Annotated in this window: 10 protein-coding genes; 2 read left to right on the top strand and 8 right to left on the bottom strand. The window is 37.4% G+C overall.

All coding sequences use genetic code 11. The features are described from left to right. Nucleotides 1-113: 113 nt before the first annotated feature. From corA to matP, 4 genes are read right to left on the bottom strand one after another with little or no spacing between them, the layout of a single operon-like run. On the bottom strand, nucleotides 114-1,058 hold the full coding sequence (corA, locus tag ABEA36_RS03385; RefSeq protein ID WP_345488808.1) for a magnesium/cobalt transporter CorA: 945 nt from the start codon (nucleotides 1,056-1,058) through the stop codon (nucleotides 114-116). Between the two features lie 46 nt (nucleotides 1,059-1,104). Then, nucleotides 1,105-2,076 carry a LysR substrate-binding domain-containing protein gene (locus ABEA36_RS03380; protein ID WP_345488806.1) on the bottom strand — a complete coding sequence of 324 codons (972 nt, stop codon included), beginning with the start codon at nucleotides 2,074-2,076 and terminating at the stop codon, nucleotides 1,105-1,107. A 34-nt stretch (nucleotides 2,077-2,110) separates the two neighbouring features. Then, nucleotides 2,111-4,726 (bottom strand): type I DNA topoisomerase, encoded by a 2,616-nt coding sequence (gene topA / locus ABEA36_RS03375; protein ID WP_345488804.1) that lies wholly within the window; start codon nucleotides 4,724-4,726, stop codon nucleotides 2,111-2,113. A gap of 39 nt (nucleotides 4,727-4,765) precedes the next feature. Beyond that, on the bottom strand, nucleotides 4,766-5,233 hold the full coding sequence (gene matP, locus ABEA36_RS03370; protein WP_345488802.1) for a macrodomain Ter protein MatP: 468 nt from the start codon (nucleotides 5,231-5,233) through the stop codon (nucleotides 4,766-4,768). A gap of 179 nt (nucleotides 5,234-5,412) precedes the next feature. On the opposite strand from matP, the gene ABEA36_RS03365 reads away from it, so the two are divergent. Further along, nucleotides 5,413-7,140: an amidohydrolase gene (locus tag ABEA36_RS03365; RefSeq protein ID WP_345488800.1), complete on the top strand. Its 1,728-nt coding sequence runs from the start codon at nucleotides 5,413-5,415 to the stop codon at nucleotides 7,138-7,140. 137 nt (nucleotides 7,141-7,277) lie between these two features. Further along, entirely contained in the window at nucleotides 7,278-8,636 is a 1,359-nt protein-coding gene (locus ABEA36_RS03360) for an APC family permease (protein ID WP_345488797.1), read from the top strand. A 324-nt stretch (nucleotides 8,637-8,960) separates the two neighbouring features. On the opposite strand, the gene potI is transcribed toward ABEA36_RS03360, so the two are convergent. From potI to ABEA36_RS03340, 4 genes are all read right to left on the bottom strand, one after another. Beyond that, nucleotides 8,961-9,794: a putrescine ABC transporter permease PotI gene (potI, locus tag ABEA36_RS03355; protein WP_425571889.1), complete on the bottom strand. Its 834-nt coding sequence runs from the start codon at nucleotides 9,792-9,794 to the stop codon at nucleotides 8,961-8,963. Nucleotides 9,795-9,991: 197 nt separating this feature from the next. Then, nucleotides 9,992-10,966, bottom strand: a complete 975-nt coding sequence (gene potH, locus ABEA36_RS03350; protein ID WP_425571888.1) for a putrescine ABC transporter permease PotH — start codon at nucleotides 10,964-10,966, stop codon at nucleotides 9,992-9,994. A gap of 242 nt (nucleotides 10,967-11,208) precedes the next feature. Next, complete coding sequence (potG, locus tag ABEA36_RS03345; protein ID WP_345488793.1) at nucleotides 11,209-12,345, bottom strand: putrescine ABC transporter ATP-binding subunit PotG; 1,137 nt, start codon at nucleotides 12,343-12,345, stop codon at nucleotides 11,209-11,211. A gap of 91 nt (nucleotides 12,346-12,436) precedes the next feature. Then, nucleotides 12,437-13,570, bottom strand: a complete 1,134-nt coding sequence (locus tag ABEA36_RS03340) for an extracellular solute-binding protein (protein ID WP_345488790.1) — start codon at nucleotides 13,568-13,570, stop codon at nucleotides 12,437-12,439. Between the last annotated feature and the right edge of the window lie 124 nt (nucleotides 13,571-13,694).

Genomic DNA, 13,694 nt, shown 5'->3' with positions numbered 1-13,694 from the left:
AAAATTTTGCCTGCAACCGCAGGCAAAAAACAAAATGAGCAATAAAGAGAATGGATTACAAAATATAGAGACAGGTTATTTTCAATCCTTCTGATTTATTAATTAGAACGTAACTACAACCATTTTTTCAGCTTGAAATAAACATAGGGTGCGAGACCTGCAACCAGCATTAAACCGAGTGCAAATGGATAACCCAGTTCCCAATGCGTTTCAGGCATAAAATCAAAGTTCATACCGTATGCTGATGCCACCACGGTTGGTGGTAGGAACACCACCGACACAACTGAGAATATTTTGATAATACGACTTTGTTCAATATTGATAAAACTGGTTGCGGCCTGCATCAAAAAGTTTACTTTTTGAAACAATGACTCATTATGAGGAACCAGTGATTCGATATCGCGGATAACTTCACGTGCTTGTTCTAATTGTGCGTGTGGCATTTTAGCTCTACGCACTAAATAGTTAAGCGCTCGTTGACTATCCATTAAACACAAACGGACTTTCCATGCTGTGTCTTCAAGTTCAGCCAAAGATGAAATCGCTTCATCATAATGTTCTTGGGCACTTCGGTTCATGATAATTAAACTGAGTTCTTCAAGTTCACTATAGATATTTTCAATCTCATCGGCTAATTGTTCAACTTTTACTTCAAAAAGGTCAAGTAATATTTCATAAGCATTACCATCCACCATTTCTTGATAACGCGAACGCATACGATAGAGGCGAAAAGCCGGCAGATCACGTTCTCGTAACGTAAATAAGCGGCCATTATTAATGGTAAACGCAACCGTTGAGTTTCCAGCGCGATCTTCGGCATCAGCAAAGAAGAAAAATGAGTGAACATGTAAACCTTCTTTATCTTCAAAAAAACGTGCCGAAGCCTCGATATCGTCGAGTTCAATACTGGTTGCCAAATTTTGGCCTAATTGCGCTAATACTAAATCTCGATCAGCTTCTTCTGGCTCTATCAAATCAACCCAAGCGGCACTTTTTATATCGACATCATCATGAATTTTCGCTAAATGTTTGTTTTTTAATTTAAACGCATTAAGCATAAGTGCCTCTTTTTTCCTTTATTACAACAAAACGCCGCATTATAACCTACTTAACTGTCAATTTCACACCATTAAACATGGTTAATATTTGGTTATTATTTTCACAAGCTAAGGCTTGGTTTACCATTTTTTTATCCAGATGAGATGAAAACTGCTGTATAAAATCATACATATAATTACGTAAATAGAGTGACCGTAAAAAAACGATATACGTTGTTTTATACGTGAATAAATGACTGGCATTTAATATCACTAAATCTGTATCATATTGCTGATTAATTGCCATTTTTGCAACAATACCAACGCCAGCACCTAACCGAACATAGGTTTTGATTAAATCAGCATCAGCAGTATTAAAGATGATATTGGCGGCTTTCCCTGATTTTAAAAACGTCTGCCCTATATCGGCACCATCTTTTGCTGAATCATAACTAATCAGTGGGTATTGTGCTAATTCATCCAAGGTAACCATCATTTTTGACGCTAATGGGTGTTCTTTAGTAACGACAATCGATTGGTTCCAGTGATAACAGGGTAAGGCAATCATTTCTTCACTAATCTCGGTTAAGTCAGTCAGTACAGCAAAATCAGTCACGCGATTTTTTAGATTAACCAAGCATTGCGCAGAGTCACCTTGTTCTATTTTCAAAGCAATTTTTGGGTAAGCTAACATGAATTGCTGAAACACGGCTGGCAATGCAAAACGCGCTTGCGTATAGGTCGATGTGACAGAAAGCGTACCAACATTCGGTTTGGTATACTCTTGTGCAATCACTTTAATATCTTGCGTCTTATTGAGAATGTCTCTAGCAACATCAATGACCCTTTCACCAATTGCTGTAACACCGGATAAGTGTTTTCCAGACCTTTTGAAAATCTGTACACCTAATTCATCTTCAAGTTGCTTGATCTGCTTACTTATGCCTGGTTGAGAGGTATACAGTTTTTCTGCTGTCAATGAAACATTAAGTTCATTATTCGCGACTTCAACAATATAGCGAAGTTGTTGTAGTTTCATTACTTACCTCTCAATCGCCAAGCATTATATGCAATTATTTTTTGCTAGTAACCCATTTACCATCAATATAATTCACAACCCAGCCGGTAGATTTACCATTTACTTCGGACGTGACATATTGTTGTTTATTTTTACGACTAAAACGAACAATTGAATCGTTACCTTCAGGATCTTTTACTGGCGCATCAGCTAGATAGTAAAACTTAGCAGGTAAACGGTCTTTAAAACGCTTCAATTCAGCCACTAATGGTGCTCGGGTTTCTCTTGATTTTGGGAAATTATGTGCAGCAAGAAAGATGCCTGATGCACCATCACGTAACACAAAGTGCGCATCAGATTTAGTGCATTTTAATTCAGGTAAATCAACCGGGTCTTCTTTCGGTGGCGCAACATCACCATTTTTCAAAATTTTACGTGTATTCTTACATTCTGCATTTGTACAGCCCATGTAAAGGCCAAAACGACCCGATTTAAGGTGCATTTCACTGCCACATTTGTCACATTCTACAACGGGACCTTCGTAGGTTTTAACTTTGAATGAGCCTTCTTCCACAATGAACCCATCACAAATCGGATTATTACCACAAATATGAAGTTTATGCGTACTATCAAGTAGGTAACTATCCATCGCAGTGTGACATTTTGGACAACGTTTACGAGCCCGTAGAGCATCCGTTTCAGCTGTGCCAGTTTCAAGATCATCGTCTTCAAGGATGGCTAAGGCTTCATGCTCAGGAATTAAGTTAATTGTTTGTTTACAACGCTCTTTTGGCGGCAAACTATAACCCGAACAGGCTAAAAATACTCCTGTACTTGCGGTTTTAATTCCCATTTCACGACCACAGTTTGGACATTTAATTTCTGGCGTTAAGACTAATGGATTTAACTGCATACCGCCTTTTTCAGGATCTTTTTCAGCCACATCGAGGTGAGTAGAAAAGTCAGCAAAAAAAGTATTTAAGACATGCTTCCAGTCATCCTTTTTATTTGCAACATCATCAAGAGTATCTTCCATACGAGCAGTAAAGTCATAGCTCATCAGATCATTAAAGTTTTCACTTAGTCGGTCGGTAACTATTTCACCAATTTTTTCAGCATAAAAACGCCGATTTTCTAGTCTGACATAACCACGATCTTGAATCGTTGAAATAATTGTCGCATATGTAGAAGGACGTCCAATACCTCGTTTTTCCAGTTCACGTACTAATGATGCTTCATTAAATCGTGCTGGCGGTTTAGTAAAATGCTGAGTAGGATTCAGTGTTAATAGTGCTAATGATTCATCTACTTTAACGTGCGGTAAAATTTTATCATCATTATTTTTCAGTAGCTGTGGTTGTACTTTAGTCCAACCATCAAAGCGCAACGTACGACCTTTCGCTTTTAACGTAAAGTTACCAGCTAACGCCGTAATTGTCGTAGAATTATATTCTGCTGCAGTCATCTGACATGCCACAAATTGCCGCCAAATTAATTGATACAGTTTACGTGTATCCGACTCAAGTTCTTTTAATTGTTCAGCTAGTAATGATACATCAGAAGGACGAATCGCTTCATGAGCTTCTTGTGAATTTTGTTTACTTGCATAAAAGTTTGGTTTTGCAGGTAAGTATTTTTGACCGAATTCACTCTCAATATAGCCGCGTACCATAGTAAGCGCATCTTGGCTTAAGTTGGTTGAATCTGTACGCATATAAGTAATGTAACCAGCTTCATAAAGTCGCTGAGCAATCGTCATGGTCTTTTTGACGCCAAAACCTAATCTGGTACTTGCCGCTTGTTGCAATGTTGAGGTAATAAATGGTGCACTTGGATTACTTTTAGTCGGTTTATCTTCTATATTTTTAATCTGATATTGACTTTGATTCAGTTCATCTAGCGCTAAATCGATAGCAACACGATCTTTAGGTTCAAACGCTTTATCTTTAAAATGCGTCACTTGCATGGTGAGCTTATCTTTACCCACCGTTTTGAGATCAGCAAATAAGTCCCAATACTCTTCGGGAATAAAGGCATGAATTTCGCGTTCACGTTCAACCACCAATCTGACGGCGACAGATTGAACACGACCGGCTGATAACCCTCTGGCAACTTTTTTCCAAAGCAAAGGCGACAACATAAAACCAACCACACGATCCATAAAACGGCGTGCTTGTTGTGCGTTAACACGATCTATGTCGAGTAAACTTGGCTTTTTAAATGCATTTTGAATCGCCGCTTTGGTGATTTCATTAAATACCACTCGACGGTATTTATCATCTTCTCCACCAATCACTTCCTTAAGATGCCAAGCAATCGCTTCCCCTTCTCTATCCAAGTCGGTTGCGAGATAAACTTTGTCTGCATCTTTAGCCAGTTTTTTTAATTCAGCAACGACTTTACTTTTGCCAGGTAGAATTTCATAGTTTGCTTTCCAATCGTGGTAAGGGTCAACGCCCATACGATCGACAAGTATTTGCTCTGGCGAACGTTTTACTTTTTTGGTACTGCTTTTTTTTGTCTCTTCAGATGAGTCGGTTGATTTACTGCCGCTTACAGGTAGATCGCGGATATGACCAATACTGGATTTAACAATATATTCTTTACCAAGATATTTGTTAATCGTTTTTGCTTTTGCTGGTGATTCCACAATAACAAGGGATTTTCCCATAATTCGTACCTATGCTCTTTATATAATATGTATTTATCTTTAGTCTTGTTGCTCTTTATTAGTAAAAAGTAAAGACATTAAGTCATCTTTAATCGTTGAAACTTTGTTGGCATATTGCTCTTTTTGCTCTGCGTCTTCAATTAACTGAATGATCACTTCAGATAAGGTTACCTGACGCCTTTTTGCTAAATTGGCTAATCGCTGCCAAACAAGAAACTCAAGATCAATTGATTTTTTGCGCGTACTTTGATGCTCAGCATTAAAATGCCGTTTTCGTCTTGCTCGAATGGTTTGCTTCATCCGATTATCAAGTTCAGGATTTAGATGCAGTTTTATCCAATCATTCACTTTAGTCGGATTATTCTCTAAAGACAATAATTGTTGTATGGCATTTTGTGCTTCACTTTTTTCGATATGACGGGTAATCTCTTCGCCTTCTTGATGTTTTTTAACTAAATATTTCCATCGCCAACCGCATTCGAGATTTTCTAATTGCTGATATTTCATACTGGTTTCTTAGTGACGCTGTAACTTAATTAATATATTTAACATTGTTCAGCTCGAAACTCAACCTATTTATGTGATAAAATTTTTAATTAAAGGAAATTTTACTTGTCACATGAAATAAATCTGCTATCTTGCCTTGTCCATTTTTTATTACTCTAAAGTTAGAAGGAATGTTATCAATGGTAACGAATCATTCTTATGCAGAAACAGCCTATATAAACGGATATATTTATACCGCAGATAGTGCTAACAATGTGTGTGAAGCCATAGCGATTGCTCATGGTTATATTATCGCAACAGGTACCACAAAACAAATACAATACTTGGTTAATCAAAACACACAAGTTATTGATCTGCAAGGGAAGACCATGTTACCAGGCATCATTGATGCGCATTTACACCCATTTTGGGGTGGATTGCAGCTCTCGGGTTGCCACCTTGATTACGCGAGTTTAACGATCGAACAAACCCTCGCTAAAATCCAACATTATTTGGATCAAGACCCTTGTGTGGGGATTGATGATTGGCTTCAAGTCCGCGGTTGGCTGCGCCAAGAAGTCTTGCCACTTGGTACTGATATTACGCGAACTGATTTAGATCGCCTTAATACAGTTCGCCCAGTTATTCTTTTTTCAAACGATTGCCATACCTTAGTTGCTAATACGCGAGCCCTCGAAAAATTTGGTTTAAATCGACATACTCCAGCGCCAAAAGATGGCAAAATAGGTCGACGCCCTGATGGCGAGTTAAATGGCATTTTAGAAGATGCGCCTGCGATGCGGGCTTTTGATAGTATTCCTGCGTTAAATAATAAGCAAGCAATAGAAGTGGCTAAACTGGTTCAATATGAACTGAATAAGCAAGGTGTGACAACCGTTATGGATGCACGTTCTGCTGATTTGCAATTTAGAGCATTTAAAACCTTAGCTGAGCAAGATTGTTTAACCATTCGCTTACTTGGGGCTGCAGAAATCACGCCTGATGATGCTGCAACCTTAAATGATATTCCAAAAGCATTAGAAAACGTAAAAGCATTTGCTAAAACTTACAGTGATGAGCAGTGGCAGCCAAAGCCCGGTTTAAAAATCTCACTCGTCAAATTTTTTATTGACGGTGTTTTGCAAGCTCCGTTAATGACTGCTTCATTATTAAAGCCTTATCGTATAAACCAAGGCACACATGATCAACTTAATTTTATCGAGACAGATCGCTTCGGTGATTTATATTATGATAATACCCTTTTGGAAAACTTGATCATTGAATCAAGTAAAGCGGGTTTTCACCCGCATATGCATACCGTTGGTGATGGTGCAATTGAAACCATGCTCAATCATATTGAAACATTGCGTACTCAGTATCCACATCTTAATCATATTCGCCCAAGTCTGGCACATAATGAATTGGCAGCACCGCATCAATATGCACGTTTCGCACAGCTTAATGTTATTGCCACGTTGTCTTTCCAGTGGGCAGGACCGACCAATGAGATGATTGAACAGTTTTATCATATGCTGGGTGAAGCGCGTTTTAATGAATTAGAGCCGTGTGCTAAGTTTCTTGATGCTGGGGCCAAAATTGCCTTTGGTAGTGACTGGCCGATCGATCCTTTAAATGAATGGTATGATTTTAAAGTTGCGATGACGCGTACTGGCTATAGCCCAGCAGGAAAAATCACAAAACAGCTTAAAACAGACCGCTGTCTAACTGTAACCGAAGTATTAAGAGCAGCAACAATTGATGCTGCATTTATGCTTAGCCAAGAACAGCATATTGGTTCAATTGAAATCGGTAAATTTGCTGACCTTATTATCCTTGATCGCAATCCATTTATGATTGAAGCCGAAGATATTGAGAATGTCAAAATTATCAGTACCATTATTGGAGGAAAATTAGTTTATCAGCAATAATAATAGTAGCCTTATTATCTATTTTTATAGTATAAAAGGTTGCGATGGAGGTAATCGAAACCGATTACACTGAACTTGAAGGCATAAAACTATATTAGTAGTTTTTTATTGTTAATCTGGACACAGGAGCAAAGTGAATGTCCGCAATAAAAATGAAACGAGTTTTAACCACGCCAGCTTTAATTGCGTTTGGTTTAGCTTATATGGTTCCATTAGGAATATTTACGACTTATGGACAAGTAACCGTCATCAGTAATGGCCACCTTCCGGTCGCCTATATAATTACGTTAGCGATGATATTTTTTACCGCGTTAAGCTATTGTCGAATGGCAAATAAGCTCCCTTTAGCGGGCTCTGCTTATTCCTACGTTCTACACAGTTTTGGTGGTAAAATGGGTTTTTTAATCGGTTGGGCACAAATTTTAGATTATTTATTTCTACCGATTTTAAATTACATTGTATTAGGTCTTTATTTACACGAAGCCTTTCCAATGATCCCAGCCTATGTATTTGTACTTGCATCACTGATTAGTGTGAGTTTGCTTAATTATATTGGAATAAGACTGATTAATTCTGTCAATTTTGTTTTAATTATTATTCAATTGATCTTTATTGTACTTTTTATAGCCCTTGCTTTTACAGGCGTATCCCATACGACCGAAGCATTATTAACACCGTTGCAATTCGATTCAAGTGAATTAAGTGGCCTCTTTTCAGGCGCAGCTGTGCTATGTTTAGCTTTTCTCGGATTTGATGCTATTGCAACTTTAGCCGAAGAGTCTAATAATGCCAAAAAAACGTTACCGAGAGCAATTTTATGGACAGTTGCTATTGCTGGTGTCATTTTCTTACTTGTTTCGTATAGTGCGCATTTGGCCTACCCAGCATGGCAGGATTTTGTGGGTAAAGAAGATACTGCGAGTTTAGATGTTGTGTATCGAATTGGTGAACTCAGTCATCTTAGTGGTCAATTTATGTATAACTTCTTTTTAGCCGCTTATTTAACTGGGGTATTTGCCTCTGCAATGACAGCCCAGACCAGTGTATCTCGTATTTTTTACGCAATGGGCCGTGAAGGCGTTTTACCAAGACGTATTTTTTATAAAATACATGTGCGGTTTAGAACCCCCCACTTATCGATTTTATTTGTTGCTACGTTTTCGTTATTATCATTATTCTTACCATTAGATTTGGTGGTTTCGATGATTAGTTTTGGTGCACTCGTTGCCTTCACGTTCGTCAACCTGTGTGTTATTAAAAGCTATTTAACGTCGGAAAATTGCTTGTCGATTACAGTAGTTTTTAAATACGGTATTTTGCCTGGTATTGGTGTTTTATTATCACTTTGGCTATGGACTAGCCTTGAAAAAATGGCAATGATCATTGGCCTTATTTGGTTAGTATTAGGGATTATTTATTTGCTAGTTTTAACGCGAATGTTTACTCGCCCTATCCCATCATTAAGTGCTGATGAAGTTAAAGCCCTAATTACTTAATTTTACTTCCTATGGCGTTTTAGACTATTATGTTCTTAAACGCCATCTTATCATACTTAATAATGGCTTATCCTCATCGTCTAGTCAGTCATGTCTTACAATCGTGAAACCCCTAAAATTATTGATAGATTTATTATCAAGCTAATTTCAACAACATCATACTTAACATTTTTACATGATAATTATAGCCTATAATCGTTTTTTTTGGGTAATGATGCTGATACATAATGCACATTAATCAACAGATACTTTACGTTTTGTCATTTTTTGGCTATTAAAAAAGGACCTAATGGTCCTTTTTAACGATATATGTCTATGTTTGCTTTATTTAGCACTACGCATCTCTTGTATACGCCGTTTTTCTCGCTGTCTCATCAATATCCAAGACACAAAGCCAATTAACCCGACAATTAATAATATGATACTTGCTAACGCGTTAATATCAGGGCTCACACCTAACCTTACTTTCGAGAAGATTAACATTGGTAAGGTTGTTGAACCTGGACCTGCAACAAAACTTGCTATAACAAGATCGTCAAGTGACAAGGTAAAAGCTAATAACCATCCAGATACTAATGCTGGTGCTATCATCGGTAATGTAATAATAAAAAACACTTTAAGTGGATTGGCACCAAGATCCATTGCTGCTTCTTCGATTGAACGGTCCAATTCACGTAATCGCGCACTGACAACAACAGTGACATAAGCGGTACAAAATGTTACATGTGCAAGCCAAATTGTCATTGCACCACGATCTTGTGGCCAGCCAATAATGTGCCCCATTGCAACAAAGAGTAGTAATAGTGCTAAACCTGTAATAACATCTGGCATAACCAACGGTGCTGTTGTCATAAATGAGAATAAATTAGCACCTTTAAAGCGTCTAAAACGAACAATGACATAAGAGGCTAGCGTTCCAAGTATTATCGCTAATGTAGCTGACGCAGCGGCAATCCCTAAACTTAATCCTACAGCTTTGAGTAAAGCCGTGTTGTTAACGAGTTCTCCATACCATTTTGTTGAAAAACCAGCCCATACTGTCACCAATTTTGAGCTATTAAATGAGTAAATAATTAGCATCAACATCGGAATATATAAGAAAGCAAATACAACAACCAAAATAATGCGTTTTGGTGAACGTTGTACAAAACCATCAATAACAAAGGTAACAATAATGGCTAACAATAGTGCAATAACAGAAATCTGACCATGTTCTGCCAGATCAAATAAATCTGGTATTTCACCAGCAATCAAAAGCGCAGCGATTAAACCAAGCAACGTAAAACAGATAAACGTCGCTAAAAAGACTTTAGTCAAAAAGAAAGGACGACTTTTTGAGAAAATTTGACTTAACATTAATCAGCCCCTCCCATTTGTTTATTTTGGAATTTATTAAAATAGAAAATCGGTACAATAAGAATCAGTAACATAATCGATGCGACCGCTGATGCAGCTGGCCAATCACGGTTATTAAAGAATTCTAGCCATAATTGTTTACCAATCATCAATGTATCTGAACCCCCTAATAATTCGGGTATCACATACTCACCTACAGCAGGAATAAAGACCAACATTCCACCAGCTATGACCCCACTTTTCGTTAATGGTACAATGATCTTGAAGAACGTAGCTATTGGTTTACAACCTAAATCGAGCGCTGCTTCAACAAGTGTGTTATCGACTTTGCTTAATGATGTGTAGATTGGTAATACCACAAATGGCAAATATGAGTACACAATACCAATATATACCGCTAAATTAGTATTTAAAATGATGAGCGGCTGGTCAATGATCCCTAACCACATTAAAAAATTATTGAGTAACCCATTATTTTTCAAAATTCCCATCCAGGCATAGACACGAATTAAAAAAGAGGTCCATGAGGGTAAAATCACAAGTAATAATAAAATATTACGTGTAGATGGTTTGCATTGTGTAATGGCCCAAGCTAGTGGATATCCTATCAAAATACATAAAAATGTTGAGATACAAGCAATTTTTAGTGATTGCAAATAAGCGCTAATATAAATGGTGTCATCAATCAAATTCGTGTAATTACCAATATTTAAGACAATATTGAGTAAACCATCTTCATAGGTAATTAAATCAGTATAAGGCGGAATAGCTCGTATCATTTCGGCAAAACTGATTTTAAACACAATTAAGAATGGTAATAAAAATAACAATAACATCCATACATAAGGGATCGCGGTGACAAACAAACGACCATAGGACATCATAAGATCGGATTTATCTTGTAACTTTTTGATTTTTTTATACGAATGGTAAATAGCAATCGCACCAACTGGAATTAATGTTGGTAAAAACATCACACAACCCACGATTGTCACCCAATATGAGAATCGGGTGGCTTTATATTGGGTAAGGAATAAACCGGTTAATGAAACCAGAATCCCAAATATCATAACAGTGAATAAAAGATCCACTGCAGTGTATTCAAATCCACCGTTATTGGCTAAGCCAATATACGCACAGAATAAGATGAATACATTGAAAAAAACACAAGACCCAATGATACGCACTGAGAGCCTCCTATTATCTTAAGGAAAAATTATTCCGTTAATACAACACAGCTATCAACATCCCAACTCAGGTACATATCATCGCCCCATGTTGGCATCCCTTTTCGATAACGGTCTTCATTTTGTAACTGTGCAATAATAATCTGTCCGCTATGTAAACGAACATGGTAAATTGATAAGTCACCTAAATAAGCAATATCAGCGACTTCACCTACCGCAAAGTTATAACCATCTTCTGGAATCTCTTCACATAAACGGATTTTTTCTGGGCGCAATGCGACCATCACAGGTACACCTTCAACTGCCGGTGAATCGTAATCCACTTTAATGTTATGTTTTAGCATTGGGCAGTTAATCACTAAGCCATCTTCTAATGTTTCTTGCAAAATCCCTTCAAAGATATTTACTGACCCAATAAATTCTGCGCTATAACGACTGTTAGGATGCTCATACAGCTCTTCAGGTTCACCAATTTGAACAAATTGACCTTTGTTCATAATCGCGATACGCCCAGCCATTGTCATGGCTTCTTCCTGATCATGGGTAACCATCACACAGGTTGCCCCAACTTGCTCTAAAATTGACACAACTTCAAGTTGCATGCGATCTCGCAGTTGTTTATCAAGTGCCCCCATCGGTTCATCGAGTAGTAGTAATTTTGGACGTTTTGCCAAACTACGCGCAAGAGCGACACGCTGACGTTGTCCACCAGATAATTGGTGTGGTTTACGTTTGCCAAATTGCTCCATGTGGACTAGCGCTAGCATCTCTTTAACACGTTGCTGAATTTCAGCAGCAGGTAAATTATCTTGCTTAAGCCCAAACGCGATATTTTGCTCAACCGTCATATGAGGAAAAAGTGCATATGATTGGAACATCATATTAATAGGTCTTTTATACGGCGGCACCGTTGAAAGATCTTTCCCATCTAAAATAATTTTACCTGCAGTAGGCTGTTCAAAACCAGCTAACATCCGCAATAAAGTTGATTTACCACTTCCTGATGCACCTAATAAAGCAAAAATTTCACCTTCATAAATCGTTAGGTTAATATCATCGACGGCATAATAATCATCATTAAATATTTTAGTTAGATTTTTAATCTCCAACAGTGGAGTTATCATCTTCTTTTTAGGCTGACCCTGAACTGTTGTTGTATTGTTCATTAACCCTTTCCTCATAACAACAAGCCAAAAAAAAGTAGACGGTAAGGTTCAAAGAACCTTCCGTCTATGTATGTTTTTAAGCAAATAAATATTATTTGCCTGTTTTGAATTTAGTCCATGTACGTGTAATGGTTCGTTCAAGTTTAGGTTCTTGCACTTTTAAAGTAAATAATTTTTCCATTGTAGCATCTGTTGGATATACCGCTGGATCATTTCTTACTTCAGCATTCACAAAACCATCATTTGCAGCTTTATTCGCACTTGCAAATTTTACGTCATTGGTGACTTCTGCCGCAACTTTAGGTTCTAAAATGAAGTTTAAAAATTCTAATGCTTCATCCACATTATCTGAATCTTTAGGGATTGCAAAAGTATCAAAAAAGACTAATGCCCCTTCTTTCGGAATCGAATAGCCAATATGCACACCATTATTAGACTCATTTGCCCGATCGCGTGATTGTAAAATATCACCAGACCAACCTAAAACAACACAAATATCACCATTTGCAAGGTCATTAATATATTGTGATGAATGGAAATAACGAATATTTGGTCTTACTTGTGATAATAGATCAAAAGCTGAACCAGTATAATCTTTCGCATTTGTACTGTTAGGATCTTTACCTAAATACTGTAATGCACTAGCAAAAATTTCAGTTGGGGCATCTAAAAATGCAACACCACAATCTTTTAATTTTTCCATGTTTTCTGGTTTAAACACAAGATCCCAACTATCAACTGGTGCATCATCACCTAGGCGTGCTTTAACCATGTCAATATTGTAACCAATACCAGTGGTCATCCACACATAGGGAATCGCATAGCGGTTGTCTGGATCATGCGTTGCCATGAGTTTCATTAAGTTAGGATCAAGATTATGCCAATTCGTTAATTTACTTTTATCTAAAGGTAAGTAAATATCCGATTGAATTTGTCTGGCTAAAAAGCTGTCTGATGGTGAAACGACATCAAAACCTGAATGGCCTGCCATCAATTTACCTTCTAAGACTTCATTAGAATCGAATACGTCGTAATTGACTTTGATACCTGTTGTTTTTTGAAACTCAGAAATTGTTGTTGAACCGATCTGACCAGCCCAGTTATAAACGTTAACAGTACGATCTTTAGCAATCGCGCTATGCGATAATGCCATTGTGATACCAGCAACGATGGAAAGAATTTTAATTGAAGATTTGCTATTTGATTGATTACGTTGAGCAAACATGTGCACCACTCCCTATTGGGTAATAACATGTTAAACACAATGTCTATTGCTGTAAGCCTAACTCACTAAGTACAACAGACACCCAAATTTTGTCTGCAACCAGACGAAACCGAGGTAACGGGTA

This window comes from Orbus sasakiae (genome assembly GCF_039542345.1).
Lineage (GTDB): Bacteria > Pseudomonadota > Gammaproteobacteria > Enterobacterales > Orbaceae > Orbus > Orbus sasakiae.
Note: the sequence above shows the minus strand (reverse complement) of the source record. Positions and strands in the feature narration are given on the sequence as shown.

Excerpts from the sequence above, each read along its gene's own strand:
- corA (WP_345488808.1), bottom strand. The coding sequence starts at position 1,058 with ATGCTTAATGCGTTTAAATTAAAAAACAAACATTTAGCGAAAATTCAT.
- ABEA36_RS03380 (WP_345488806.1), bottom strand. The coding sequence starts at position 2,076 with ATGAAACTACAACAACTTCGCTATATTGTTGAAGTCGCGAATAATGAA.
- topA (WP_345488804.1), bottom strand. The coding sequence starts at position 4,726 with ATGGGAAAATCCCTTGTTATTGTGGAATCACCAGCAAAAGCAAAAACG.
- matP (WP_345488802.1), bottom strand. The coding sequence starts at position 5,233 with ATGAAATATCAGCAATTAGAAAATCTCGAATGCGGTTGGCGATGGAAA.
- ABEA36_RS03365 (WP_345488800.1), top strand. The coding sequence starts at position 5,413 with ATGGTAACGAATCATTCTTATGCAGAAACAGCCTATATAAACGGATAT.
- ABEA36_RS03360 (WP_345488797.1), top strand. The coding sequence starts at position 7,278 with ATGTCCGCAATAAAAATGAAACGAGTTTTAACCACGCCAGCTTTAATT.
- potH (WP_425571888.1), bottom strand. The coding sequence starts at position 10,966 with ATGTTTTTACCAACATTAATTCCAGTTGGTGCGATTGCTATTTACCAT.
- potG (WP_345488793.1), bottom strand. The coding sequence starts at position 12,345 with ATGAACAATACAACAACAGTTCAGGGTCAGCCTAAAAAGAAGATGATA.
- ABEA36_RS03340 (WP_345488790.1), bottom strand. The coding sequence starts at position 13,570 with ATGTTTGCTCAACGTAATCAATCAAATAGCAAATCTTCAATTAAAATT.